General features: G+C 68.5%; 21 protein-coding genes. 7 read left to right on the top strand and 14 right to left on the bottom strand.

Annotated elements, in window-relative coordinates; genetic code table 11:
* Positions 1 to 84: 84 nt before the first annotated feature.
* Positions 85 to 981: a LysR family transcriptional regulator gene (locus ACLJK8_RS16705; protein WP_413151483.1), complete on the top strand. Its 897-nt coding sequence runs from the start codon at positions 85 to 87 to the stop codon at positions 979 to 981.
* Positions 982 to 1,077: 96 nt separating this feature from the next.
* Here the strand turns inward: ACLJK8_RS16705 and ACLJK8_RS16700 are convergent, their stop codons facing one another.
* The 4 genes from ACLJK8_RS16700 to ACLJK8_RS16685 form a co-directional block, all read right to left on the bottom strand.
* Entirely contained in the window at positions 1,078 to 1,260 is a 183-nt protein-coding gene (locus ACLJK8_RS16700) for a hypothetical protein (protein WP_413151482.1), read from the bottom strand.
* A 522-nt stretch (positions 1,261 to 1,782) separates the two neighbouring features.
* The gene (locus ACLJK8_RS16695) at positions 1,783 to 5,202 is read right to left on the bottom strand and encodes an error-prone DNA polymerase (RefSeq protein WP_413151481.1); all 3,420 of its coding nucleotides are present in this window, start codon (positions 5,200 to 5,202) and stop codon (positions 1,783 to 1,785) included.
* Positions 5,199 to 6,818 carry a Y-family DNA polymerase gene (locus ACLJK8_RS16690; protein ID WP_413151480.1) on the bottom strand — a complete coding sequence of 540 codons (1,620 nt, stop codon included), beginning with the start codon at positions 6,816 to 6,818 and terminating at the stop codon, positions 5,199 to 5,201. The genes ACLJK8_RS16695 and ACLJK8_RS16690 overlap by 4 nt, the downstream gene beginning before the upstream one ends.
* A gap of 796 nt (positions 6,819 to 7,614) precedes the next feature.
* A complete protein-coding gene (locus ACLJK8_RS16685) occupies positions 7,615 to 7,902 on the bottom strand; it encodes a DUF6477 family protein (protein WP_413151479.1) in 288 nt (95 codons plus the stop codon).
* Between the two features lie 307 nt (positions 7,903 to 8,209).
* Between ACLJK8_RS16685 and ACLJK8_RS16680 the strand changes: the two genes are divergently transcribed.
* A complete protein-coding gene (locus ACLJK8_RS16680; RefSeq protein WP_413151478.1) occupies positions 8,210 to 9,271 on the top strand; it encodes a DUF6456 domain-containing protein in 1,062 nt (353 codons plus the stop codon).
* Between the two features lie 155 nt (positions 9,272 to 9,426).
* Positions 9,427 to 10,248, top strand: a complete 822-nt coding sequence (locus tag ACLJK8_RS16675) for an FkbM family methyltransferase (RefSeq protein ID WP_413151477.1) — start codon at positions 9,427 to 9,429, stop codon at positions 10,246 to 10,248.
* On the opposite strand, the gene tpiA is transcribed toward ACLJK8_RS16675, so the two are convergent.
* The 6 genes from tpiA to ACLJK8_RS16645 form a co-directional block, all read right to left on the bottom strand.
* Positions 10,245 to 10,976 carry a triose-phosphate isomerase gene (gene tpiA / locus ACLJK8_RS16670; protein ID WP_413151476.1) on the bottom strand — a complete coding sequence of 244 codons (732 nt, stop codon included), beginning with the start codon at positions 10,974 to 10,976 and terminating at the stop codon, positions 10,245 to 10,247. The two genes, ACLJK8_RS16675 and tpiA, sit on opposite strands and share 4 nt — an antisense overlap.
* 108 nt (positions 10,977 to 11,084) lie before the next feature.
* Entirely contained in the window at positions 11,085 to 11,435 is a 351-nt protein-coding gene (locus tag ACLJK8_RS16665) for a TfoX/Sxy family protein (RefSeq protein WP_413151475.1), read from the bottom strand.
* A gap of 1 nt (position 11,436) precedes the next feature.
* A complete protein-coding gene (locus ACLJK8_RS16660; RefSeq protein ID WP_413151474.1) occupies positions 11,437 to 11,787 on the bottom strand; it encodes a HesB/IscA family protein in 351 nt (116 codons plus the stop codon).
* 120 nt (positions 11,788 to 11,907) lie between these two features.
* Positions 11,908 to 12,678 carry a DUF3307 domain-containing protein gene (locus tag ACLJK8_RS16655; protein WP_413151473.1) on the bottom strand — a complete coding sequence of 257 codons (771 nt, stop codon included), beginning with the start codon at positions 12,676 to 12,678 and terminating at the stop codon, positions 11,908 to 11,910.
* Positions 12,679 to 12,753: 75 nt separating this feature from the next.
* The gene (locus ACLJK8_RS16650; protein WP_413151472.1) at positions 12,754 to 13,464 is read right to left on the bottom strand and encodes a hypothetical protein; all 711 of its coding nucleotides are present in this window, start codon (positions 13,462 to 13,464) and stop codon (positions 12,754 to 12,756) included.
* 23 nt (positions 13,465 to 13,487) lie between these two features.
* On the bottom strand, positions 13,488 to 13,853 hold the full coding sequence (locus ACLJK8_RS16645; protein ID WP_413151471.1) for an SUF system Fe-S cluster assembly protein: 366 nt from the start codon (positions 13,851 to 13,853) through the stop codon (positions 13,488 to 13,490).
* 205 nt (positions 13,854 to 14,058) lie between these two features.
* Between ACLJK8_RS16645 and tgt the strand changes: the two genes are divergently transcribed.
* Positions 14,059 to 15,186, top strand: a complete 1,128-nt coding sequence (tgt, locus tag ACLJK8_RS16640; protein ID WP_413151470.1) for a tRNA guanosine(34) transglycosylase Tgt — start codon at positions 14,059 to 14,061, stop codon at positions 15,184 to 15,186.
* A gap of 31 nt (positions 15,187 to 15,217) precedes the next feature.
* On the opposite strand, the gene ACLJK8_RS16635 is transcribed toward tgt, so the two are convergent.
* A complete protein-coding gene (locus ACLJK8_RS16635; protein WP_413151469.1) occupies positions 15,218 to 15,502 on the bottom strand; it encodes a hypothetical protein in 285 nt (94 codons plus the stop codon).
* 384 nt (positions 15,503 to 15,886) lie between these two features.
* Here ACLJK8_RS16635 and lon point away from each other — a divergent pair, with 384 nt between their 5' ends.
* Positions 15,887 to 18,301, top strand: coding sequence for an endopeptidase La (lon, locus tag ACLJK8_RS16630; protein WP_413151468.1), 2,415 nt, complete (start codon positions 15,887 to 15,889; stop codon positions 18,299 to 18,301).
* A 110-nt stretch (positions 18,302 to 18,411) separates the two neighbouring features.
* On the opposite strand, the gene ACLJK8_RS16625 is transcribed toward lon, so the two are convergent.
* Positions 18,412 to 18,930, bottom strand: a complete 519-nt coding sequence (locus ACLJK8_RS16625; protein WP_413151467.1) for a DUF1697 domain-containing protein — start codon at positions 18,928 to 18,930, stop codon at positions 18,412 to 18,414.
* A gap of 340 nt (positions 18,931 to 19,270) precedes the next feature.
* On the opposite strand from ACLJK8_RS16625, the gene ACLJK8_RS16620 reads away from it, so the two are divergent.
* Positions 19,271 to 21,064, top strand: coding sequence for an SLC13 family permease (locus ACLJK8_RS16620; RefSeq protein WP_413151466.1), 1,794 nt, complete (start codon positions 19,271 to 19,273; stop codon positions 21,062 to 21,064).
* A gap of 146 nt (positions 21,065 to 21,210) precedes the next feature.
* Positions 21,211 to 22,503, top strand: a complete 1,293-nt coding sequence (serS, locus tag ACLJK8_RS16615; RefSeq protein WP_413151465.1) for a serine--tRNA ligase — start codon at positions 21,211 to 21,213, stop codon at positions 22,501 to 22,503.
* A 65-nt stretch (positions 22,504 to 22,568) separates the two neighbouring features.
* On the opposite strand, the gene ACLJK8_RS16610 is transcribed toward serS, so the two are convergent.
* The gene (locus ACLJK8_RS16610) at positions 22,569 to 23,039 is read right to left on the bottom strand and encodes a DUF2938 domain-containing protein (RefSeq protein WP_413151464.1); all 471 of its coding nucleotides are present in this window, start codon (positions 23,037 to 23,039) and stop codon (positions 22,569 to 22,571) included.
* Positions 23,039 to 24,064: a ribose-phosphate pyrophosphokinase gene (locus tag ACLJK8_RS16605; RefSeq protein ID WP_413151463.1), complete on the bottom strand. Its 1,026-nt coding sequence runs from the start codon at positions 24,062 to 24,064 to the stop codon at positions 23,039 to 23,041. Before ACLJK8_RS16605 ends, ACLJK8_RS16610 begins: the two co-directional genes overlap by 1 nt.
* Positions 24,065 to 24,171 lie beyond the last annotated feature (107 nt).

The raw sequence follows: 24,171 nt of genomic DNA, 5'->3' as shown, positions 1-24,171 counted from the left end.
TCTCGTTGTCTGGGGGGAGAATGATATGTTGAGCGACGCACGTAAATCGGTAAGGTTGCGCTATACCCTTGCACGGATTCCCATATGGCCAAATATGATTGGGGCGCGATGGTATCCTTCCTCGCCATCGCTCGCGCGGGGCGGCTCACCACCGCGGCCCGCAGGCTCGGGATCGATCACACGACGCTGAGCCGCCGGATCAAGAGCCTGGAGGAAGACCTCGGAACGCAGCTCTTCGAGCGCAGCGTCAGCGGCTATCGTCTGACGCCGCAGGGCGAGAAATTCCTGCGGACGGCGCAGGAGATCGAGACGCTGGCGCTTCGGGCGTCGCAGGAGATCTCGGGGTCGAGCTCGCGGATCGCAGGCTCGGTCCGGATCGGCGCCACGGACGGGTTCGGCACCAGCTTCCTCGCGCCCCGGCTGCCGGTGATGAGCGCGCCGCATCCGGAACTGCTGCTCGAGCTTGTAACGATGCCGCGGCTCTTCAACCTCACCAAGCGCGAGGCCGACCTCGCGATCGGGCTGGAGCGCCCCGAGGCAGGCCGGCTCTACGCGCGCAAGCTGACGGATTACGACCTCTGCCTCTACGGCGCGAAAGGCTATCTGGCGAAGCACGGCGAGCCGATCACCTCCCGCGATCTGCGCGAGCATAGGTTCGTCGGCTATATCCCGGATCTGATCTACGCCGAGCAGCTCGACTATCTGCCGCTGGTCTCGAAGGATACCGACCCATGGATCGCCAGTTCGAATCTCGTGGCGCAGTTCAACATGACGCTCGCCAACGCCGGCCTCTGCGTCCTGCCCCGGTTCATGGCCGCGCGCGAGCCGCGGCTGAGGCATGTCCTGGCCGATCAGGTCCGGATCACCCGCGCCTTCTGGCTGATCGTCCACGCCGACATCCGCGACCTCGCCCGCATCCGCTACTGTTCGGATTTTCTGGTCGAGGAGATCCGGGCGAACCGCGATCTGTTTCTTCAGTAGCAGGGGACGCGCCGCCAATGCTTGCGCGCGGAACATGATCCTCGGTCGCGCGGCGGGCCCGGCGCGTCTCGGCCGCGGTGGCGCGTTCGCGGTCAGTCAGAGCCCGGTAACCAGCCGGACGAGCGTGGCGAGGATCCACAGGCTGACGAGAATCGATGCGATCAGGAGCAGCAATCGCGCCAGCCGGTACGGCTGAAAACGGAGGTCCGCCGGTCGCCTGTCTTCGCGAGCCGTGTTCGTGACGGGCGAGATCTCGATCTCGGGTTCGGGCTCGGCCATGGAAGCTCCGGCGGGGGATATTCGGAAAGGTTGTCGCACGACTCGTGAGGCCGGGAAATGTGCTTCCGCGCCGCGGCCGGTGTCGGGCGCGATTTTCGCGGCGTGGGCTCCCGGATGAGCGGTGCAAGGATGCCACAGTCGGGCGGCTTCATCGGCGGAGCCCGCCGAGGACGATTGCGGCGGACGAAACTCCATTACATGTTCGTTACAGGGAGGCACGACGACAGTTCGAAGGAGTTCTGTGATCCGGGCAAATGGGCTCGCTACGGCGCCGAGGAGAGCGTCGACGAGGCCGCGCTGAAAGCGGGTTCTGCCCCGCGTCAACCACGCCCTTTTCTGCGATTTCCACCGTATATCGTACCGATTTGTGCTGAGATCAGGGTTTCCACCCTTGTGCTCCGGATCGGCTGACGTCCGTCTTTCCTGGTGCCCACCTTATCAGGCGTGTCATCGGACACGCCTGATTTTTTCTTTTACTCTGGAACGAAAGAATAGAGTAACCGAAGGATCGATCTCAAAAGTCTAATGGAAGTCACGGGACTTGAGGAATGATCGATGATTCCTCGGGTGACCTGCCCGGGGCGGGGGCGCCCCGGAGAGGTCGGTGAGTTGTGACAGCAGGGCCGATCGGTCCGCCGCGCCGGTCCCCATCAGATGCGTGACGCCCTCGCGGCTGCGCTGGATTCGACCCTCGACCCGCATCAGCCGCGAGGCCATGACCGCGCGGCGCATCCGCTCGAAGATCCGCGCCCAGATCAGCACGTTCACGATGCCGGTCTCGTCCTCGAGCGTGACGAAGATCGCATTGCCCTTGCCCGGACGCTGGCGCACCAGCACGAGGCCCGCCGCGCGCACCCGCGCGCCGTCGCGGGTGGTGGCGATCTCGGCGGCGCTGAGCACGCCTTCGCGGCGCAGGGTCTCGCGCAGGAAGCTCAACGGATGGGCGCGGAGCGAGAGGCGCGTGGTCTGGTAGTCGGTCGCCACCTCCTCCGCCTCCGGCATCGCGGGCAGGAGAAACTCGGGCTCGGCCCCGAGTTCGCGCGCGGAGGCGGCGGCGAAGAGCGGCAGTTCGCTCTCCGGTACGCGCCGCGCCTCCCAGAGCCCGGCGCGGCGGCCGAGGCCCATCGAACGGAAGGCGTCGGCGTCGGCGAGGAGCCTGAGGCCCCGGCCCGGCAGTTCCGCGCGAAGCGACAAGGCCTCGGGGTCGGCGAAGGTGCCGGCCCGCCGCGACTCCGCGAGCCGTTCGGCCCAGTCCTCGCGGAAACCGTCCATCTGGCGGAAGCCGAGGCGGATCGCCGGATTGCGCGGGTCGTCGCCCGGTTCCAGCGCATTGTCCCAGAAGCTCGCGTTCACATCGATCGGGCGCACCTCGACGCCATGCTCGCGCGCGTCGCGCACGATCTGCGCCGGCGCATAGAAGCCCATCGGCTGCGAGTTGAGGAGCGCGCAGGCGAAGATGCCAGGGTGGTGGCACTTGATCCAGGCGGAGACATAGACGAGCCGGGCGAAGGAGAGCGCATGGCTCTCGGGGAAGCCGTAACTGCCGAAGCCCTCGATCTGGCGGAAGCAGCGTTCGGCGAAGCCCGGCTCGTAGCCGCGGCCGACCATGCCGGCGATCAGCTTGTCGCGGAAATCCTCGATATTGCCGAGGTTCCTGAAGGTCGCCATCGCCCGGCGAAGCTGGTTCGCCTCCGAAGGCGTGAATCCCGCCGCGACGATGGCGAGCTTCATCGCCTGCTCCTGAAAGAGCGGCACGCCATAGGTCTTGCCGAGCAGGCGCCGCAACTCGTCGGGCGGATGCGGCGGCGCGGGCGAGGGGAATTCGACGTCTTCGAGCCCTGCGCGGCGGCGGAGATAGGGATGAACCATCTCGCCCTCGATCGGGCCGGGGCGCACGATCGCGACCTGTACCGTCAGATCGTAGAGGTTCTTCGGCCTCAGCCGGGGCAGCATGTTGATCTGCGCCCGGCTCTCGACCTGGAAGACGCCGATGCTGTCGCCGGTCCGGAGCATCTCGTAGACCGCCGGATCATCCGATTCGAGATCGACGGTCAGCGTGTGATCGCCGAGGCCCTGATCGCGGATCATGTCGAAGGCCTTGCGGAGACAGGTCAGCATCCCGAGCGCCAGCACATCGACCTTCATGAGCCCGAGGGCCGCGATATCGTCCTTGTCCCATTCGATGAAGCTCCGGTCCTTCATCGCGGCGTTGTGGATCGGCACCGTCTCGTCGAGCCGCCCCCGGGTCAGGACGAAGCCGCCGACATGCTGCGACAGATGGCGCGGAAAGGGTGTGCCCAGCAGCCGCGCGAGGAGCGCGCGCAAGCGGCGGATCTCGGGATTGTCGAGCGAGAAGCCCGCCTCGGTGATCCGCCGTAAGATCCCGCCGGGGTTCCGCCCCGCCTTCGGCGCGCTGCCCGGATGGCTGCCGCCGGGGCTGCCCCAGACCGTGCTCACCAAGCGCTGAGCGATGTCCTCGCTGAGCCCGAGCGCCTTGCAGGTCTCGCGGATCGCGCTCCGCGAGCGGTAATGGATCACGGTCGCGGCGAGGCCGGCGCGATGGCGGCCGTAGCGGCGGTAGATGTACTGGATCACCTCCTCGCGCCGCTCGTGCTCGAAATCGACGTCGATGTCGGGCGGCTCCCGCCGTTCCTCCGAGACGAAGCGCGAGAAGAGCAGATCGTGTTTCATCGGATCGACCGAGGTGACGCCGAGCAGGAAGCAGACGATGGAATTCGCCGCCGAGCCGCGCCCCTGGCAGAGGATCGGCGGTTCCTGCGCGCGGGCGAAACGGACGAGATCGTAGACGGTCAGGAAATAATGCGCGTAAGCCTGCGCGCGGATGAGCCGGAATTCCTCGTCGATCAGCGCTTCGACCTTCGCGGGCAGGGGGGTGCCATAGCGCGCGTGGGCGGCCTCCATCACCAGGTGTTCGAGCCAGTCGCCCGCGTCCCAGCCCTCGGGCACCGGCTCGTCGGGGTATTCGTAGCGCAGCTCGTCGAGGGTGAAGCCGATCCGGTTCAGGAAGCGCAGCGTCTCCGTCACCGCCTCGGGCCTGGCGCGGAAGAGACGCGCCATCTCGAGCGGCGGTTTCAGGTGCCGCTCCGCGTTCGCCTCGAGCCGCCGGCCGGCTTCGGCGAGCGTCACCCCTTCACGCACGCAGGCGAGCACGTCCTGGAGCGGGCGATGCGCGGGCTCGGCGTAGAGCGCGTCGTTGGTGGCAATGAGTGGCACGCCCGCTTCCGCCGCGATCCGGGCCAGTTCGTCGAGCCGCTGTTGGTCCGATCCGCCGAGCGGCATTGTGGCACCGAGCCAGACCCGATCGGGAGCCGCGGCGGCGAGGCGCGCGACAAGATCGGCGAGGCCCTCGGGCGGTTCGACCGGGACGGGGGTGAGATGCGGGATGACGGTCTCGCCGAAGTCGTAGTCGGGAGGTTTCGCATGTGGGCTCGGCATCCCGGCGCTCGTCGCGGGCAGGACGATCAGGAGCAGGTCGTCGAGATGGCCGAGCAGATCGTCGAAATGGAGGAGGCAGCCGCCTTTGGTCGCGCGCAGGTTGCCCTTGGTCAGCAGCCGGGTGAGCCGGCCCCAGCCGTGGCGGGTCGCGGGATAGGCGACGATATCGGGCGTGCCGTCGCAGAAGACCAGCCGGGCGCCGGTGACGAGGCGGAGCGGGATCTCGCAGCGTAGCACCTCCTCGAGCGTGAGTTCGGGCGGCAGGCCGCGGGCGCGCTTCTCCGCCGCGAGCGCGGCGCGGACCCGCTCCGGCGCGTCGCGGAGCGCCACATGCGCGCGCACGACGCCCGCCACCGTGTTGCGGTCGGCGATGCCGATCCCGGCGAGGCCGAGCGCCAGCGCGCGGGCGACGATCTCCGAAGGATGCGAGGCGCCGCGCAGGAAGGAATAGCTGGTCGCGGCGACGAGTTCGGCGAAATCGCTCATGCGAAGAACCCGTGCAGGAACCAGCGCGGCTGCGCGTTCCGGTCGGGCGGCGCCGCGCGATAGATCCAGAAACGTCGGCCCTCCGTATCCTCGACGCGGTAATAGTCGCGGGTCTCGGCGATGTCCCCGGGCGCGTTCCACCACTCGGCGGCGATCCGCTCCGGCCCCTCGCGGCGGGTCAGGTCATGCGTCGCGCCACGCCAGAGGAGGCGGAGGGGCATCCCGTCCGGCGGTTCGGTGATGACCACGACGGGTTCGGGCCGGCCGAGAAGCTCGAAGGGGCGGAGCGGCGGGTCCGAGCCGGCGGGGATCGACCAGGGCATGGATTCGGATTTGGATTCAGGCTTGGATTCGGGCCTGCCCGCGTCGTCGAGCGCGGGCAGGCTCCGCGCGGCGCGTTCGGGGACATGGCTGTCGCGCGGCAGGAAGCGGCGCACCCGCTCCGCGCCGAACCGGGCGCTGAGCTGGCCCACGAGTTCCGCCACGGTTTCCGTCATCGCGCGCCCGCGCCCGGCCGCGCCGGGCTCCCCCGCGAGGATCTGCGCGGGGCGAAGCGGATCGGTCCGGAGCACGTCGAGGCGGAGCGCGTCGAAGCCGAAGCCCGGGTCGATCGGATCGCTGAGCGCTTCGATCCGGGCGCCGATCAGGCGGAGCACCAGCGCGGGGTCGCGGGTCGGCAGGCCGGTCTCGACCGCGACGCGGCGGATCTGGCCGTCGCCGCGGTAGAAACGCGCCTCGAAGGTCCGGCCGCCGAGGCCGCGCCGGATGAGTTCGCGTTCGGCCTGGCCGGCGAGGCCCGCGAGGGCGGCGAGCGCGTCGGAGACGCGGCCGATCGGCTCGGCGAAGCTCCGGGCGAAGCTGAGCGCGGGAGGTGGGCGGCGCGGCGTGATGCGCGAACTCGCCCGGCCGAGCAGCCGGTCGAGCCGGGCCGTCGCCTCCGCCCCGAACCGCGCGGTGAGCGGCGCGGTCGGCCGGTCGGCGAGATCGCCGATCCGGCGCAGCCCGGCGCGGATGAGCGCGGTCTCGGCCTCCGGATCGAGGCGGAGCGCGGCGGTGGGTAGGCGCCGGATCGCCTCCGCTTCGCTCCGCGCCCCGCCATGGCCGAACCGGGCGAGCGCGCGCGCCGCCTCGGGCGTGTCGGCGAGTCCCGGCCGGACGCCGAGGCCGAGCGCCGCCAGGCACGCGATCGCGTCGCGCGCCATTTCGCGTTCTCCTCCAAAGAGATGGTCGCATCCGGTGATATCGAGGGTGAGCCCTTGCGCGAGATCCGCCGCCACCATCGGCGAATAGCGGTCGCAGAGGTCGGCGATGTCTTCGAGCCAGCGCAGATCGGCCTCCGCGTCATGGGGCAGCGCCGCGAGTTCCGGCACCCGCGCCCGCGCATCGGCGAGCGTCATGTCGGGCGCGAGGCCGAGCGAGAGCGCCCCCGCGTCGCAGGCGACGAGCCGGATCGCGCCGCGGCGGGTCTCGACGAGGGCGAAGGGCCCCTCAGGCGATCCGGCGTTCCGGCGTATCCGGTCCGGGGCGAGCAGCGGCGGGAAGAGCGCGAGGTAGCGCCGCCGCGTCCCGCGCGGCGCGGGCGGTTTCTCCGAAGGGGCGCAGGCATCTTTCCGCACGATCCCACTCCATCACCCAGGGCCCGGCGGGCGGGCCGCCGCGGCGTCGCGGCAGTTCGAGCCGCAGCGTCGGCGCCCCCGGCGCCATTCCAGCGAGCGGCGCCCCCGGCGCCATTCCGGCGAGCGGCGCGGAAGGCGCGGCGGCGACGCGCCAGCGAGTCCGCGCCGCGCTCGGGTTCTCCTTCGCCGCCACGCGGGTAAGCAGAACGGTCGCCCCCGTCCGTTCCGCCGCGAGCGCGAGCCGCCGGGTGGCTGTGAGATCCAAGAGGCGCGGGTTGCCGGCCACCGAGACCATCACCACGCCGACGCCGGGGCAGCGCACGGCATCCGCCGCCGCGCGCAGCAGCGCGGTGACATCGGGGAGCGTGACGAGAACCAGCCGGGCGGGGTCGAGGCCGATCTCGGCGAGGCCCGGAGGATAGGGCACGCTCCGCGCGGTGCGCGCCTGCCTGAGCCAGATGATCTCGCCCGGTACACGGATGGCGAGCATCGCCGAGAATCCCGCGGCCGCGACCGAGTCGGCGGGAGACCGGGCGAAGACCTCATGCAGCCGGCCCCGCGCCAGCCCGCCCCCCAGAGCGGTGTCGAGCGCGGGCGCGCCAAGCGGCACGCATCCTTCGGCATCGCCGCGGGCCCAGGTGGCGCGCTCTGGCATGGAGAGGTGCGCGGAGAGGAGGGCGGTGCCATCTCGCATCCCTTATGTTCCTGTTTTGTTCCAACATCTGCCCGGCCGGAAAAAGAGTCAAGAGGCGGCCACGGGGACCGCCTTCGGACTCACCTCGAATGCATCATGGGATCAGGCGGGAGCGGAGCCCGGATCGAGCCGCGCCTCCGCGAGCAGCGCGGTCAGGACGGCGATGTGCCGGCGCGAACTGTAGGTCGCCACGCCCGAGGCCCGGTGCGCCTCGAGCTCCCGCTCCTCGGCGAGAAGCGAGCCGAACGTGCTCTCCGGCGCGGCCTTCTCCGACCGTCTGAGCCGGCGCAGGTCGCGCTCCCGCCGGTAATCCGCGAGGCCGGCGCGGGCCGCGGCGATCAGGATGCGCGGGCGGCGAAGAGCGGTCAGGAGCGAAGCGAAGTCGGTCATGCGAAGCCTCGGCGAATCTGCGGTTCCGATGGCCGGGATCATGGCGCGAGCGGGTCGGGTGTTGCGCAACTTATACGATCACCGTTCGCTAAGTCCGTTAACGACTTCGAGGAAAAGTGTGATATTTCCGTTGTTTACAAACGATTCACGAATCAACTTTAAGACGAGTTAATCGAAAATTTTATCGGATGGCGCTGTTGTGACGCGGATACGTCCCCCTTCCGATCCTGGCCTGGATCTTCAAGTTCCCCCGCCCTCGCGGCTCCCCGGATGGCTTCCGGAACAGGCCGCGACCTACCTCTCGCACGTGGCCGCCGGGCAGACGCTGCGCGCGCTTGCCCGCCACAAGGGCTGCCATGCTTCCACGGTGATGCGGCAGGTCCGTCGGGTCGAGGCCCTGCGGGAAGATCCGCTCGTGGACGAGGCGCTCGACCGGATCGGCCAACTCTATGCCCCAAGCCCCGCGACCCAGGAGGAGAAGACAGACATGCGTGAAGCGGCCATTCAAACCGTCGAGACCCGCGCCCCCGGCCCGTCCGGGGAGCGCATCGATCAGGAGGCGAGGCGCATCCTGCGGCGCCTCTGCGAGAAGGGCGCCTTCCTCGCCGTGGCGCCCAACATGGAGAAGGCGGTGGTGCTGCGCGAGGTGGTGCCGGGCAAGCAGAACCGGATCGCCGTCGTGGACCGCGAGGTGGCGCATGCCTTCGCGCTGCAGGAGTGGATCGCCTGCGAACGGCCGGGCAAGGTCTCGTGCTACACGATCACCTCCGTCGGCCGGGCGGCCCTGAAACGCCTGCTGGTCGAGGATCGCGAACGCCGCGAGCCGAAATGCGGCTTCGCCGAGGCGCAGTCGCCGTTCCAGGAGCAGCATCGCTTCTTTGCCGAGCGCAGCGTGATGACGGATGACGGCTCGGGCGCGCGGCGGATGCGCTTCAACCTCGCCGAAAGCCCGCTGCTGGTGCTGGGCCGCAAGCGCGACAAGGACGGAATCGCCTATCTGACGCCGGAACTCATCGAGGCGGGCGAGCGGCTCCGCGAGGATTTCGAACTCGCCGGCATGGGACCACGTGTCGCACAGAACTGGGAGCGCTTCCTGACGGCCGGGGCGAGCCGGGGCGGCCTCGGGCCGCGCGACATCGCGGATGGCTCGCCGGATGCGCGGACGCGGGTCGCAAAGGCGATGGAGGCGCTCGGCCCCGGCCTCTCGGATATCGTGTTCCGCATCTGCTGCTTCCTGGAAGGCCTTGAAACGGCAGAAAAACGGCTGGGCTGGTCCGCCCGCTCCGGAAAGGTGGTGCTGAAGATCGCGCTGGAGCGGCTGGCCGCGCATTACGGCATCCAGCCCCGGAGCGGCCGCGCGGCCGGCTGAGGGCGCTTCCGGGAACGTGGCGAAGATCGGGAGGCGACGCGGCGGGCCCCCCGCGCCGGTTCCCGGATTCAGCGATTCATGAACGAATCGCTTCGCGGTCTCCGTTTCGTGATATAGCGGAACCAGACAATAATAATATTTTCCAAGGGGATGAGATGCTTTCAATCGGAAGTAGAATTGGTTCGTTTGTTCCCGACAGATATCAGGGCGATCTTCGCGTAGGGCGCGAACTCTGGAAGGGAGAGGCCGAGATCCGGCTGCTTCCGGCGCTGCTTTCGGGCGGCGGAACCTTCATCGACGTCGGCGGCAATCTCGGCACCTACGCGGTCTATGCCTGCCGGTTCACCAAATCGGTCGAGGTGTTCGAACCGCATCCGACGCTCTCGCGGGCCTTGCGTGCGACCCTCGGCGCCCGCGCCTCCGTGCACGAGATCGCGCTCTCCGACCGGGCGGGAAACGTGGTCATCCACATTCCGGTCCTGGGCGAGCGGGAGATCCATTCACGCGGCAGCATCGAAACCTGCCACGCCGTCGATTTCGCCCGGATGCGCGATGTCGAAGTCGAATGCCGTCGCCTGGACGATTACGAGTTCGATGGCGTCTCCGTCATCAAGATCGACGTCGAAGGCCATGAAGCGGCGGTGCTGCGGGGCGCGACGGAGACGCTGCGGAAGCACGGGCCGACGGTGATCGTCGAAGTGGAGGACTTCCGCATGCCCGGCTGCTTCGAGGATGTCCATGCGATGATGCACGGCCACGGATATGACGGATTCTTCATCCGGCGTGGCAGGATCGAAAGCCTGAAGGGTTTCGATATCGCCAGGCACCAGGCTCCGGAGCTGCGTCAGGCCTATGGTGGCAGGCGCAACCCGGATTTCGTGAACAACTTCATCTTCCAACCCCGCGGCGCCGGCCGTCTCGGGGTTGGCATGGAGGTACCGCCCTGGGGTCCGCGGGCGGGGAGGCAAGCTCACTAGGCGGCGGCGATGATGGCGCCGAAGTCCTCGGCCTTCAGCGAGGCCCCGCCGACGAGGGCGCCATCGACGTTCTTCACCTCGAAGATCTCCGCGGCGTTGCCGGGCTTCACCGAGCCGCCATAGAGCAGGCGGATCGCGTGGGCGATGCCATGGCCGAAGCGGGTCTCCAGGCTCTCGCGAATGAAGGCATGGACCTCGGCGATCTGTGCCAGCGTCGGCGTTCGGCCGGTGCCGATCGCCCAGACCGGCTCGTAGGCGATCACGAGATTGTCGCCCGTGGCCTCCTCGGGGACCGAGCCCGCGAGCTGCGCCGCGATACAGGCCAGCGTCTGTCCCGCGTCGCGCTCCGCTTCGGTCTCGCCGACGCAGACGATGGCGCGCAGGCCGGCGCGCCAGGCGGCGGCGGTCTTCATCGCCACGATCTCGTCCGTCTCGCCATGGTCGGCGCGCCGTTCCGAATGGCCGAGAATGACCGCTTCCGCGCCCGCGTCGGCGAGCATCTCCGCCGCGATGTCGCCGGTATGGGCGCCGAGCGTTTCCCAGTGGCAATCCTGGCCGCCAACCGGAACGCCGCGGCCGGACAGCCGGCCGATCAGGGTCGCGGGCGGGCAGACCAGCACGTCGCAGGCGGGGTTCAGATGCTTGTCGACGAGCGTCTCGACGACCGCGAGCGAGGATGCCCGGCCGTGCATCTTCCAGTTTCCGGCGACGAGTTTGCGCAATGCCATGGTGCTAGCCTCCCGAGAAGAACTCGCATCCCTGCTAGCAGAGGCGCCCTGAGAGGGAAAGCACGTGGGGAGAGCATCTGAGGGAGAGCACGCCGGGAAAGCGCGGGATCAGGAGAACCGCGCTTCCTCCTCGGCCGCGACCGCTTCGAGCGCGCGCCGCGCCCAGTCGCAGGCGAGATCGGGATCGTCGAGCGCGGCCTCGGGCAGGGTCCAGTAGTTCATTCCGTCCACCCGCCCGTTCCTGCGCGTGTAGGCGAAGCGCTCCGAGCCCTCCGCGGCCATCGCCTCGGCGAGCCCGCCCTTCGCCTTGATGAAGATCCGCTCGCCGAGCCCCACGAGGCAGAAGACCTGCCCGCGCGAATAGATCGCGAGCCCGCCCATCATCCGGCGATGCGTCACATCGGGCAGGCCGTCGAAGAGTTCGAGGACAAAGGCGCGCGTCTCGGCGGAGACGGCCATCTCACATGCCGGCGAACTTGATCGACTCGCCGCAGCCGCAGGCGTCGACGACATTGGGGTTGTTGAACCTGAACCCCGACTCGAGCAGGTCGGTCGCGTAGTCGATCTCGGTCCCGAAGAGGAACATCTGCGCCATCGGCGCGATCATCACCCGGGCGCCGTTCTGTTCGACCACCTCGTCATGCGGGCTGATCTCGTTGACATAGTCCATCGTGTATTCCATGCCGGCGCAGCCGCCCTTCTTCACGCCGATGCGGAGCCCCTTGGAGCCGCCCTTCGCCATCAGCCGGGCGATCTGCGCCTCGGCGCGGGGGGTCATGCTGATCGGCGCTTTGCCGGGAATGCCGAACATCTCGCGAAATCCGTTCTCAGTGGAGTGTCGCCCATAAGAATAGGGTGGCGGAGCCCCGGTCTCAAGGCCGGAGGGCTGGCCCCGGTCCGGCCTTCTCCGTGCGCCCCGACCGGAACCGCCTCAGCCCGCCCGGAGCGCATGGAGAAGCGCGTTGGTGCCATAGCTCATGGCGATCGCCCAGGCGAAGCTCGCGAGCGTGCCAATGATCACGTATTCGCTCGCCTCGCGGTCGCCATCGCCCTTGCTGATCTCGTTGAAGCGCAGGATGGATTTCGCAGCGATGAGGAAGCCTATTCCGTCGGGCTGTTCCGCGAGGACGAGCATCAGGATCATCAGCCGCTCCAGGCGCCCGATCATCCGGCCGCCGAGCGGCAGGCTCGTGTCGGTTTCGGGGTTCGCGGGCAGCCTCAGCCCCGCGATCAGCTCCTGCACGGCGTATCCGCCCGCCCAGACCGTCGCGATGACCCCGGCCGCGAGCGCCATCGCCTCGGGCAGGCGGCTGAGCCCCGGAAGCCGCTCCAGCAGCGCGGGTTCGGACCAGAGGCCCGCGGCCCATGTCTCCGGCCAGAGACTCGCCGCGAGCCAGATCGCCGCGAGATGCGCCGCCTGATCGATGGCGAAGGCGGCGAAGCCGGCGGGCCGGTGGCGGGCGCGGCGTCGCGCGGTGTAACGCTGCTTGAGAAGGTCGGTTCCGAAGTGACTGATCCCGATCAGAAGAAGCGGCCAGGGCGTGAGCGGGAAGCCCAGCGCCGCCCAGGTCGCGAGCAGGACGACGCCGACATGGGCGAGCAGAAAGGCCGGCCGGTTCTTCCCCGCCACCATGGCCCCGGTCTGCAGGATGAAGTCGCCCAGCATGTGCCCGAGCAGCAGCGCCACCGCGGTTTCAAGCATGTACAGCCTCTGGGGGCTGTATCCGCGATAACAGCCTCTGAAGGCTGTAATTCGCCAAACAGGCCGGAAAGGCTGTCATGAGCGGCCTTCCACCGCCGTCAGGGCCGTCCGCAGGGCCCAGTCGCCTCCGGCACGCAGGTGCTCGGCCACGGTCTGCTGCGTGATCCCGCGCCGTTCCGCGAGCTTTTCCTGCGGCGAGTCACCGGGGGAGAGGGTCTCGGCGAGGAACTCCGCCTGCCGGGGCGTCCAGAGGCGCGAAATCTCGTCCGTCAGCGCGAAGATCGAGTCGATGAGCGCGGCGTCGCGCGGAGGCTCGCTCCAGTCGATCACCAGTTGGCGCGAGCGGTTCATGTCATCGAGCCCGCGGCCGGACAGTTCGAAGGCGGCGCCGCTCGCGCCAGCCAGGGCGTTCCACCGCTCCGGCGCGTCGCCCGACAGGCTTCCCGGCCCGATCCCGACCGAGATCCGCGTCTCGTATTCCCGTCCCAGGCGACGGAGGCAGGCGCGCAGATAGAGACTGGAGCGCAGCGCCAGGGCAGGGGTCGGGGCGACACATTGCCAGCCGTCGCCGCGGAAGCGCGCGAACTGGGCGGGTGCCTCGCCCGGCCGCTCCCCCCAGTCCCACAGGGTTCGCGCGCCCATCCGAAGCGTCTCCATCGCCTCGTCGAGCGCGGACTCGGACAAGCGGGCCGACTTGACGATATCGCCGGTCAATACGGTCAGGGCCCGGGACGATTGCCGGGAGGCCTGTGTCCGCTCCTGTGCCTGCGTCTGCGACCGGGTCATGGGGCGTCGCGGCGCCGGTCGGCTCACATGAAGCCGAGTTCCAGCCGCGCCTCGTCGGACATCATGTCCATGCCCCACTGCGGATCCCAGACCAGCTCGACATCCACCTGACGCACGCCGGGGATCGGCTCGACCGCCTCGGCGACCCAGCCCGGCATCTCGCCCGCCACCGGGCAGCCGGGCGCGGTCAGGCTCATCGCGATCGCCACGTCGCCCTCGCCGGAAATCTCGATCGTGTAGACGAGGCCGAGATCATAGATGTTCACCGGAATCTCGGGATCGTAGACGGTGCGGCAGGCCTCGACGATCTGGTCGTAGAGCGGATGATCCACGGTCGACGGCTTGATCAGTGGCGTGCCCTCGATCGGGGCATCGGATTCGTCGTTCATCGCTTTCCCCTTGGCACGTTGTGGCACGGCGGAATTCCTGACAAGGAATATAGGATTCAACGCGCGACTCGTAAACCCGAGCCCCCGCTTCGCCGAGCGATCAGAGCAACCAGAGCGGCGCCCCGTTCCGCGCGTGGGCGCGAAGTCGCGCGAAGGGGCACCGAGTCGTTTGTCGCGCCCCAGGCTTCGGTCTATGCGGAGGGCCATGAGCCGAATCGCATTCCATATCACCGGCCGGGATGGCCGGGCGCGCACGGGGACGCTCGAGACGCCGCGCGGCGAGATCCGCACGCCGGCCTTCATGCCGGTCGGGACCGCCGCCACGGTCAAGGCGATGCTGCCCGAGAGCGTGCGCGCGACCGGCGCCGATATCCTGCTCGGCAACACCTATCACCTGATGCTCCGCCCCGGCGCGGAGCGGGTGGGCCGGCTCGGGGGCCTGCACCGGTTCATGAACTGGGAGCGGCCGATCCTGACCGACTCGGGCGGGTTTCAGGTGATGAGCCTCAACGAGTTGCGCAAGCTCACCGAGGAGGGCGTGACCTTCCGCTCCCATGTCGATGGCTCGACGCATTTCCTGAGCCCCGAGACCAGCATGGAGATCCAGCGGCTGCTCGGCTCCGACATCGTGATGTGTTTCGACGAATGCCCAGCACTGCCGGCGAGCGAGGAGGCGGTGGCGAAATCGATGCGCCTCTCGATGCGCTGGGCGCTGCGCTCCCGCGAGGCCTTCGGCGACCGCCCGGGCCACGCGCTCTTCGGCATCATGCAGGGCGGCGTCACGCCGGAATTGCGCGAGGAAAGCGCGGCGGCGCTGCGCGGGATCGGCTTCGACGGCTATGCGATCGGCGGGCTCGCCGTCGGCGAGGGGCAGGAGGCGATGTTCGGCGTGCTCGACTACGCGCCCGGCTTCTTGCCCGAGGATCGACCGCGCTATCTGATGGGCGTCGGCAAGCCCGACGACATCGTCGGCGCGGTTCGCCGCGGCGTGGACATGTTCGACTGCGTGCTGCCCTCGCGCTCGGGCCGCACGGGGCAGGTCTTCACGCGCAGGGGCGCGCTCAACATCAAGAATGCGCGTCACGCGGAGGATGCGCGCCCGCTCGATCCGGACTGCGGCTGCCCGGCCTGCCGGAGCTATTCGCGCGCCTATCTGCACCATGTCTTCAAGTCGGGCGAGATCATCGCCTCGATGCTGCTGACCTGGCACAACCTGCATTATTATCAGGAGCTGATGGCGGGCCTCAGGGCCGCCATCGCTGCGGGTGGTCTCGACGCCTTCGTCCGCGGTTTCGAGGCGGAGCGTTCGGCGGGGGACCTGGAGCCCGTCTGACCGCGCGCCGCCCGATGGCGAAGGCTGGCCGCTACTTGCCCGCCGCGGGAGTTCCGGCGCAACCGGAGGGGCAGGGCACGGTATCGGCGGCGTCGACCAGGAGCCGGGGTTTGGCGATCGGCCGGGCGGCGGCGGCGGAATCGGGGCCGAGAAGGTGCCCGCCCCGGCTCCGCGCCCGCAACTCCGCCTTCTTCATCTGGAAGTCCTGGCCGAGCGTGTGACCGCCCCGGTCGGGCCGGGTGTCGGCGCTCGCGGGCTGGAAGAACAGGGGCGCGAGCATGCATGCCGCAGCGGCCGCGGCGAGAATGCGGTTCATGATGAATGTCCTGTCGCTGCGCTCGTCGCCCCTGATCGGCGCTGAATCACCCAAGGGGCGACGAAGTAATCGGTCACTAAAAAGGTCCGGTTCGCAATTTTACATCTTCTCCCGCCTGAGGCGCAAACGGAATCGACGCCGTGGAAACGCCGAGTTCTTTGACGATCCGCCGGCTCCGCGGGGCACCGGCGGGGCGGGCATGCGACCCCGCGGGCGGGCTGTCGCGCGCCTCTGTCACACGTGCCCGTCACTTGCACCCGCCAGCGGCGCGTCGCAGTATGCGGACTTGAAACGTCGGCCGGCGGGCGCCATCTGACTTCGCGGGATCGCCTCGGTTGCCGGAAGGGCCGGGACCAGGCGCTTCGCCAGACAAGGACAGTACCCATGACAGAGTTGAGCAGTTCGTCCTATCCCGTCCTTCCGCTGCGCGACATCGTGGTTTTCCCGCACATGATCGTGCCGCTTTTCGTCGGTCGCGAGAAATCCGTCCGTGCTCTGGAAGCGGTGATGCAGGATGACAAGCAGATCCTGCTTGCCAGCCAGATCGACGCCGCCGAGGACGAGCCGAAGGCGGAGGGTATCTATCGCACGGGCGTGATCGCCAATGTGCTGCAGCTCCTGAAGCTGCCCGATGGCACGGTGAAGGTGCTGGTCGAGGGCAAGGCGCGCGTGAGGATCGACGACTTCGTCGAGAACGACGCCTATTTCGAGGCGCGCGCCTCGGAGATCGAGGAGACCGAGAAGGATGAGGCGGCGATCAAGGCGCTGAGCCACGCGGTCGCCGAGGAATTCGAGCGCTACGCCAAGCTCAACCGCAACATCCCCGAGGAGGCGGTGGCGGCGGTCGGCGAATCCATGTCCCCCGCCAAGCTCGCCGACACGATCGCGGGCCATCTCGGCGCGAAGCTGGAAGAGAAGCAGAAGCTGCTCGAGGAGCCGGATGTCGGCGAGCGGCTGGAGCAGATCTACGGCCTGATGCAGGGCGAGATGTCGGTCCTGAAGGTCGAGAAGAAGATCAAGAGCCGCGTCAAGACGCAGATGGAGCGGACGCAGCGCGAATACTATCTGAACGAGCAGATGAAGGCGATCCAGCGCGAGCTGGGCGGCGAGGGCGAGGGCCAGGACGACGCGGCCGAGTTCGAGGCGCGCATCGCCAATACCAAGCTCTCGAAGGAGGCCAAGGAGAAGGCGCAGGCCGAGCTCAAGAAGCTCCGGACCATGTCGCCGATGTCGGCCGAGGCGACGGTGGTGCGCAACTACCTCGACTGGATGCTGTCGATCCCCTGGGGCAAGAAGAGCCGGATCAAGAAGGATCTCGGCCTCGCGCAGAAGGTGCTCGACGCCGATCACTACGGGCTCGAGAAGGTCAAGGACCGGATCGTGGAATTCCTCGCGGTGCAGTCGCGCAGCGACAAGCTGAAGGGGCCGATCCTCTGCCTCGTCGGCCCTCCGGGCGTCGGCAAGACCTCGCTCGGCAAGTCGATCGCCAGGGCGACGGGGCGCGAGTTCATCCGCATCTCGCTCGGCGGTGTCCGGGACGAGGCGGAGATCCGCGGCCACCGGCGGACCTATATCGGCTCCATGCCCGGCAAGATCATCCAGTCGATGAAGAAGGCGAAGACCAACAACCCGCTGATCCTTCTCGACGAGATCGACAAGATGGGCCAGGACTTCCGCGGCGACCCCGCCTCGGCGATGCTCGAAGTGCTCGATCCGGAGCAGAATTCGACCTTCGTGGACCACTATCTCGAGGTGGAGTACGACCTTTCGAACGTGATGTTCATCACCACGTCGAACTCGTACAACATGCCGCGCCCGCTTCTGGACCGGATGGAGATCATCCCGCTCTCGGGCTACACCGAGGACGAGAAGGCCGGCATCGCCCGGATGCATCTGGTCGAGAAGCAGGAGAAGGGCCACGGGCTGAAACCCGGTGAGTTCGAGCTGACCGACGAGGGCCTGCGCGATATCGTCCGCTACTACACGCGGGAGGCCGGCGTCCGGAACCTGGAGCGCGAGATCGCCAAGCTCTGCCGCAAGGCGGTGACCGAGATCGTGAAGGGCAAGACCGACAAGGTCGTGGTGGGCGCGGAGAACCTCGAGGAATTCCTCGGCGTGCGCCGCTTCAAATACGGCCTCGCGGAGCTGACCGATCAGGTCGGCGTCGTGACCGGTCTCGCCTGGACCGAGGTCGGCGGCGATCTCCTGCAGATCGAGGCGCTGAAACTGCCCGGCAAGGGACGGATGAAGACGACCGGCAAGCTCGGCGACGTGATGAAGGAGTCGATCGACGCCGCCTCGTCCTTCGTGCGCTCCAAGGCGCCGGAACTCGGTGTGAAGCCGACACTCTTCGAAGGCGTGGACATCCACGTCCACGTGCCCGAGGGCGCGACGCCGAAGGACGGGCCGAGCGCCGGCATCGCGATGGTCACCTCGATCGTCTCGGTCCTGACCGGCATTCCGGTTCGCCGCGACGTTGCGATGACCGGCGAGGTCACGCTGCGCGGCAATGTGCTGCCGATCGGCGGGCTGAAGGAGAAGCTGCTCGCGGCGCTTCGGGGCGGGATCACGACTGTGCTGATCCCGGTCGATAACGTCAAGGATCTCCGTGAGATCCCGGACAATGTGAAGAACGGGCTCGAACTGATCCCGGTCACGCATGTGATGGACGCGCTGAAGGTCGCCCTGACCCGGATGCCCGAGGCGATCGAATGGGACGAGGAAGCGGAGGCGGCCAAGGCCGCTCAGGCGGCCGCCGCCGCCGCCTCTGGCAGTTCCGCCACGCCGCCCGCGCACTGACGCGCCTGCCAGACGACAACGAAGCCCCGGCCACGGCCGGGGCTTTTTCGTGCCGACCAGCATGACGGGCCACCGCGGCGGCCGCTCAGGTCGCGCGGATCGGGAAGACCCTATCGCCTGGAGGTTTCGGCAACCATTTCGACCAGCTTTCTCACCGTGTTGACGTTGCGGGACGTACCCTCGGACATCGCGGGAAAGCGCAGTTTCGAACGGCCCATGCCAGACGGATAATGGACAAAGATCTCACGCGCCCCGAGCGCGAGTGCTTCGTCGGCGCGCCCCCGCGCCACGTCGATCGTTTCGGGCGGCGGCGGGGCGTCCAGGAACAGTATTCCGACCTTGCTCGGCTCGGCGTCGGGAAACGGATTGGCATCCAGCACCGCGCGCATTTCCTCCGCCGTGCGCATGACGACGCCAACCGGCTTGCCCGCGTAAAGTTCGAGGCGCTTCTCGAGAGCCGCGCGCGCGGCGTCGGCTTCGTCGCTGGTTGCGAAGACCAGATTGCCGGACTGGATATAGGTCCGCGCGTTCTCGTATCCCGCCGCCTCGGCCATGGCGCGCAGTTCGGCCATCGGCAGTTTGACGCCGCCGACGTTGACCGCGCGCAGAAGGGCCACGAGCGTGTTCATGCCGCCGAGGTTAGGCCGTCATGGCCGGGTGGGGAAGCGGAGGCTCGCCGGGTTCCGAAGCGGATGCCCGCGGTCGGCGCCCTGGTCCCGGCCGCTTGGGCGTTTCGGTCGCCCCCTCGACGGGTACCCGGCGAAAGGTGGTGAAGCCGCGAGCCGCTCTCCGGGAACGCGGATTCCGGGAAGTCCGAACCCCCTTGCAACCGGGCGGTGACCCCTGCCATCAATCGCAGGTGGCTCGGACGGCGGAGAGCGCTGCCCGGGAACGAGGCGCCCAGGAACGAGGCGATGATCGAGAGGCGGGAGGCATGACGCGGACAGGACTGACGGGACGCGCGCACCGATGATCCCTCTGATCCCCGAGGGCTACGAGGCGCATGTCGCGCTCATTCTTCTCGCGGGGCTTTTCGTGGCCTTCGTCCTCGAGAAGTATCCGCCCGACGTGACGGCGGCGGCCGGGGCCTCGCTCTTCCTGCTTCTCGGGCTCACCCCGGTCGAGGCGGTCGGCGCGGCCTTCGCCAATCCCGCGCCGATCACCATCGGGGCGATGTTCGTGATCTCGGGCGCGCTGGTCAGGACCGGCCTGCTCGATGCGATGGCGGGGTTCATCATCGCCCAGGCCACCACTCGACCGCGGATCGCGGTGATTGGCTTCCTGACGGCGACGGTGATCGCCTCGGGCTTCGTCAACAACACACCCGTGGTGCTCGTGCTGATCCCGGTCGCGATCCGGCTCGCGGGCGCGCTCGGTCTCGCGCCGACGCGGATGCTGATCCCGCTCTCCTACGCCGCGATCCTCGGCGGGACGCTCACGCTGATCGGGACCTCGACCAACCTGCTGATCGACGGCGTCGCCCGCTCGTCGGGGCTGGAACCCTTCGGCATCTTCGAGATCACGCCGGTCGGGATCGTCGCGATGCTGGTGGGGGTCGCGGTGATGGGCACGCTCGGCGCATTCCTGCTGCCGAACCGAGGCGGGGCGGATGTCGGCGAGGACGCCGCTTCCGGCACGCAGGAATACCTCACCGAGGTCATCGTCACCCAGGATTCGCCGCTGATCGGGCAGACGGTCGGCGAGGCTCCGGAGTTCCGGCCGGACGGGCTCAGGATCACGGGCTTCCGCCGGGGCGGCAAGATCGAGCGCGAGAGTATCGACGAACGCGAACTGCGCCGGGGCGACGCGCTTGTCATCGTCGCGACGCTGGCGGAGATCCTGACGCTGCTCGATACCAAGGGGTTGCGGATCGGCATGAACCGCATGGCGCCCGCCGGCGACGCGGAGCGCTCGGTCGTCGAGGCGATCGTGACACCGGGCCGGCACCGGACCGGCTACCGGATCGGCTCGGTGCCGATGATATGGCGCCACGGCACGCGCGTCCTCGGCGTGCATCGCCACGGCCATGTCGCGGGCGCCGACCTCGCCTCGGTCCGGCTCCGGCCGGCGGACAAGCTCCTGCTCGAAGGCACGGCGGAGGGGTTCCAGGCGCTTGCCCAATCAGGCGAGCTCGTCTCGATCTCGCAGCCCGCGGCCCGCGCCTTCCGCCGGAGCCATGCGCCCTGGGTGGTGGCCGCGCTCGCCGCGGTGGTCGGGCTCTCGGCCTTCGGGATCGCCAGCATCCAGATCCTTGCCATGATGGCGGTGGCCGCGCTCCTCGTCCTGCGGTGCATCGACAACGACGAGGCCTGGGGCTCGATCGACGCCTCGATCCTGATCCTGATCTTCTCGATGCTGATGATCGGTTCGGGACTGGAGGCGACGGGCGCGGTCGGGCTGATGCTCGAATGGATCACGCCCTGGCTCTCCGGCCGGCCGGCTTGGCTCCTGCTGATCGTCGTCTATCTCCTCGCCTCGACGCTGACCGAGATCGTCACCAACAACGCGACCGCCGTCGTGCTGACGCCGATCGTGATCGGCCTCGCGACGGAGATCGGCGTCGATCCCCGGCCCTTCGTCGTCGCGGTGATGTTCGGGGCGAGCGCGAGTTTCGCGACGCCGATCGGTTATCAGACCAACACGCTGGTCTATGGCGCGGGCGACTACCGTTTCGCCGATTTTCTCAGGATCGGCATTCCGATGAACCTGATCGTCGGGGCGGCGGTCGTCATGGCCATCCCGATCTTCTTTCCGCTGGAGTGACGGCCGCGTGACCTCCCACGCGGAGCAGGCGTCGCGGGGTTGACCCCGCCCGGGTTGACGTCCCCGGGTTGACTTCTCCGGGGGCTTTCGCTCTTGGAGGGCGGCCGGGGCAGGAACCCCGGCATGACGAGATGGGATTTCCGACGATGCACGACATCCGCTTCATCCGCGAGGCGCCTCAGGCGTTCGACAAGGGTCTGACGGACCGGGGGCTCGCGCCGGCCTCCGCCGGCATCCTGTCGCTCGACGAGACCCGGCGGGCGCGGATCACCGCCGCCGAGACCGCGCTCGCCGAACGCAACGCCGCGAGCAAGGAAGTCGGCGCTGCCAAGGCGCGTGGCGACGAGGCGGAGTTCAACCGGCTGCGCGCGCTGGTCGGCGAGAAGAAGGACGAGATCGCCCGGCTTCAGGCCGAGGCGGGCGAGGCCGACGAGCGGCTGACCGCGATGCTGATGGAACTGCCGAACACACCGCGCGAGGATGTGCCGGTCGGAGCCGACGAGAACGACAATGTCGAGATCCACCGCTGGGGGAGCCCGCGGGAGTTCGATTTCACGCCGGCCGAGCATTTCGAGATCGCGGGCGTTCGGGCCGGCATGGATTTCGAGACGGCGGCGAAGCTTTCGGGCAGCCGTTTCGTCGTGCTCTCGGGCGGCGTGGCGCGGCTGCAGCGGGCGCTGGCCCAGTTCATGATCGACACCCATGTCGTGGAGAACGGCCTGACCGAGACCTGGACGCCGGTGCTCGTGAAGGACGAGGCGATGGTCGGGACCGGACAGCTCCCGAAGTTCGCCGAGGACAGCTATCAGACCACGAACGGCTGGTGGCTGGTGCCGACCGCCGAGGTGACGCTGACGAATATCGTCGCGGGCGAGATCGTCGACGATGCGACGCTGCCGCGCCGCCATGTCGCGTATACTCAGTGCTTCCGCTCGGAAGCGGGCTCGGCGGGCAAGGATACCGCCGGGATGCTGCGCCAGCATCAGTTCGAGAAGGTCGAGATGGTCTCGATCACCCGGCCCGAGGACAGCGACGCGGAGCACGGGCGCATGACCCGCTGCGCCGAGGGCATACTGGAGGCGCTCGGCCTGCCGTACCGGACCATCGTGCTTTGCACGGGCGACATGGGCTTCGGCGCCACGCGCACGCATGATCTCGAGGTCTGGCTGCCGGGGCAGGGCACCTATCGCGAGATCAGCTCGGTCTCGGTCTGCGGCGACTTCCAGGCGCGGCGGATGAACGCCCGCTTCCGGCGCGGCGAAGGGGCGAAACCGGAGTTCGTCCATACGCTGAACGGCTCCGGCCTCGCCGTTGGGCGCTGCCTGATCGCGGTCCTGGAGAATGGCCAGCAGGCGGACGGATCGGTGGATCTGCCGGAAGCGCTCGCGCCCTATCTCCGGGGAGCGCGGCGGCTGACCGCGGACGGAACGCTCGCGTAGGGCGGGGTTCTGTCCGCCTCGCGGGCTCGAACCGCGGGGCGGGGTCGGGCGGACGGATGTCCGCCCTAGATCATGAGCGCCGTGACGTAGAGCCCGATGCCGAAGACGGTGTGGGCGGCGAGGTTCAGCACGCGGACCTTCGCCGGATTCGGTGCCTTCGACGCCGCCCAGCCGAGGCCGAGCCCCGGTTGCAGCAGGAACCAGCCGGCCGCGACCGTGACGATGGCGAAGATCCAGGCGGGCAGGAAGGTCGGATTCGCGAACCAATCAGGCCCCATGATCAGCGCGAAGACCACGCCATAGAGGATCGCCACCGCGTAGTGCGCGATCCAGCCGAGCGTGTTCTCATGCGCATAGGGCGCCGCCTTCGCGATGTCGTCGTGGAACACCCGGCCCTCGCGGAGATGCCAGAACCACCGGCCGACCGGCGCCCAGTTCGGCCTGGACATGCCGGGCAGGCGCGCGAGGAGAAGGCCCCAGAGATCGAACAGCAGGTTCGCGCCGATCCCGATGAGAATGCCCTTGAGGATCAGCATCACGACTCCGAGGACGAGGGGTAGAAGGCTTCGTAGATCGGCCCGAGCGTCTTGCTGTTGAAGAGCGACGAGACGCTGGTGCCGTTCGAGATGTTCAGGATCGCCTGACCGAAGAGCGGCGCGATGGGGACGACGCGGATATTGGCGGCGGCCCGGGTCGTCGGTGTGGGGTCGATCGAATCGGTGACGACGAGGCTCTTCAGTTGCGAGGCCGATACGCGCTCGATCGCGGGACCCGAAAGCACGCCGTGGGTGATATAGGCATGCACTTCGCGCGCGCCATGCTCGACCAGGAGGTCGGCCGCCTTCACCAGCGTCCCGGCGGTGTCGCAGATGTCGTCCACGATCACGCAGACCCGGTCGCGGACATCGCCGATCACCGTCATCGAGGCGATCTCGCCGGGGGCGGCGCGGCGCTTGTCGACGATCGCGAGATCGGCGTCGATCCGCTCGGCGAGCTCGCGCGCGCGGGCGACGCCGCCGACATCGGGCGAGACGACGGTGACGGCATCGAGATCGGGGAAATGATGCGCGATGTCGAGCGCGAAGACCGGCGCGGCGTAGAGGTTGTCGACCGGTACGTCGAAGAAACCCTGGATCTGCGCCGCGTGCAGGTCCATCGTCAGCACCCGTTCGATCCCCGCGACGGTCAGCAGGTTCGCGACCAGTTTCGCCGAGATCGGCGTGCGCGCCTTGGAGCGTCGATCCTGCCGGGCGTAGCCGAAATAGGGCATGACCGCGGTGATCCGCGCCGCCGATGACCGGCGCAGCGCGTCGCACATGATCATGAGTTCCATCAGATTGTCGTTCGCCGGATTCGACGTCGACTGGATGATGAACATGTCCTCGCCGCGGACGTTCTCGTAGACCTCGACGAAGATCTCCTGATCGTTGAAGCGTTCGACCCGGATATCGACGAGTTCGACGGGTTCGCCGCGATGGATCGAGATCCTGCGTGCGATGGCGGCTGCGAGTGGCTTGTTCGAGTTACCCGCGATGAGCTTCGGCTTGAACAGCGGATTCATCTTCTGCCTTTCGCATGCGCGATATTCCGGCCTTCCCGTATCAAAGCCGCCGCGCGTTGCAAAGACCTCCCTTCGAAGGGCCGCCCCCCGTAACCACGGGGGGCGCG

It is taken from the genome of Amaricoccus sp. W119 (genome assembly GCF_047275745.1).
Taxonomy (GTDB): domain Bacteria; phylum Pseudomonadota; class Alphaproteobacteria; order Rhodobacterales; family Rhodobacteraceae; genus Amaricoccus.
This window is presented reverse-complemented; position numbering and strand designations above follow the sequence as displayed.

What these genes read in the sequence shown, in the direction of transcription:
- ACLJK8_RS16705 (WP_413151483.1), top strand. Translation starts at nt 85, where the DNA reads ATGGCCAAATATGATTGGGGCGCGATGGTATCCTTCCTCGCCATCGCT.
- ACLJK8_RS16700 (WP_413151482.1), bottom strand. Translation starts at nt 1,260, where the DNA reads ATGGCCGAGCCCGAACCCGAGATCGAGATCTCGCCCGTCACGAACACG.
- ACLJK8_RS16695 (WP_413151481.1), bottom strand. Translation starts at nt 5,202, where the DNA reads ATGAGCGATTTCGCCGAACTCGTCGCCGCGACCAGCTATTCCTTCCTG.
- ACLJK8_RS16685 (WP_413151479.1), bottom strand. Translation starts at nt 7,902, where the DNA reads ATGACCGACTTCGCTTCGCTCCTGACCGCTCTTCGCCGCCCGCGCATC.
- ACLJK8_RS16675 (WP_413151477.1), top strand. Translation starts at nt 9,427, where the DNA reads ATGCTTTCAATCGGAAGTAGAATTGGTTCGTTTGTTCCCGACAGATAT.
- tpiA (WP_413151476.1), bottom strand. Translation starts at nt 10,976, where the DNA reads ATGGCATTGCGCAAACTCGTCGCCGGAAACTGGAAGATGCACGGCCGG.
- ACLJK8_RS16665 (WP_413151475.1), bottom strand. Translation starts at nt 11,435, where the DNA reads ATGGCCGTCTCCGCCGAGACGCGCGCCTTTGTCCTCGAACTCTTCGAC.
- ACLJK8_RS16660 (WP_413151474.1), bottom strand. Translation starts at nt 11,787, where the DNA reads ATGTTCGGCATTCCCGGCAAAGCGCCGATCAGCATGACCCCCCGCGCC.
- ACLJK8_RS16655 (WP_413151473.1), bottom strand. Translation starts at nt 12,678, where the DNA reads ATGCTTGAAACCGCGGTGGCGCTGCTGCTCGGGCACATGCTGGGCGAC.
- ACLJK8_RS16650 (WP_413151472.1), bottom strand. Translation starts at nt 13,464, where the DNA reads ATGACCCGGTCGCAGACGCAGGCACAGGAGCGGACACAGGCCTCCCGG.
- ACLJK8_RS16645 (WP_413151471.1), bottom strand. Translation starts at nt 13,853, where the DNA reads ATGAACGACGAATCCGATGCCCCGATCGAGGGCACGCCACTGATCAAG.
- tgt (WP_413151470.1), top strand. Translation starts at nt 14,059, where the DNA reads ATGAGCCGAATCGCATTCCATATCACCGGCCGGGATGGCCGGGCGCGC.
- ACLJK8_RS16635 (WP_413151469.1), bottom strand. Translation starts at nt 15,502, where the DNA reads ATGAACCGCATTCTCGCCGCGGCCGCTGCGGCATGCATGCTCGCGCCC.
- lon (WP_413151468.1), top strand. Translation starts at nt 15,887, where the DNA reads ATGACAGAGTTGAGCAGTTCGTCCTATCCCGTCCTTCCGCTGCGCGAC.
- ACLJK8_RS16625 (WP_413151467.1), bottom strand. Translation starts at nt 18,930, where the DNA reads ATGAACACGCTCGTGGCCCTTCTGCGCGCGGTCAACGTCGGCGGCGTC.
- ACLJK8_RS16620 (WP_413151466.1), top strand. Translation starts at nt 19,271, where the DNA reads ATGATCCCTCTGATCCCCGAGGGCTACGAGGCGCATGTCGCGCTCATT.
- serS (WP_413151465.1), top strand. Translation starts at nt 21,211, where the DNA reads ATGCACGACATCCGCTTCATCCGCGAGGCGCCTCAGGCGTTCGACAAG.
- ACLJK8_RS16610 (WP_413151464.1), bottom strand. Translation starts at nt 23,039, where the DNA reads ATGCTGATCCTCAAGGGCATTCTCATCGGGATCGGCGCGAACCTGCTG.
- ACLJK8_RS16605 (WP_413151463.1), bottom strand. Translation starts at nt 24,064, where the DNA reads ATGAATCCGCTGTTCAAGCCGAAGCTCATCGCGGGTAACTCGAACAAG.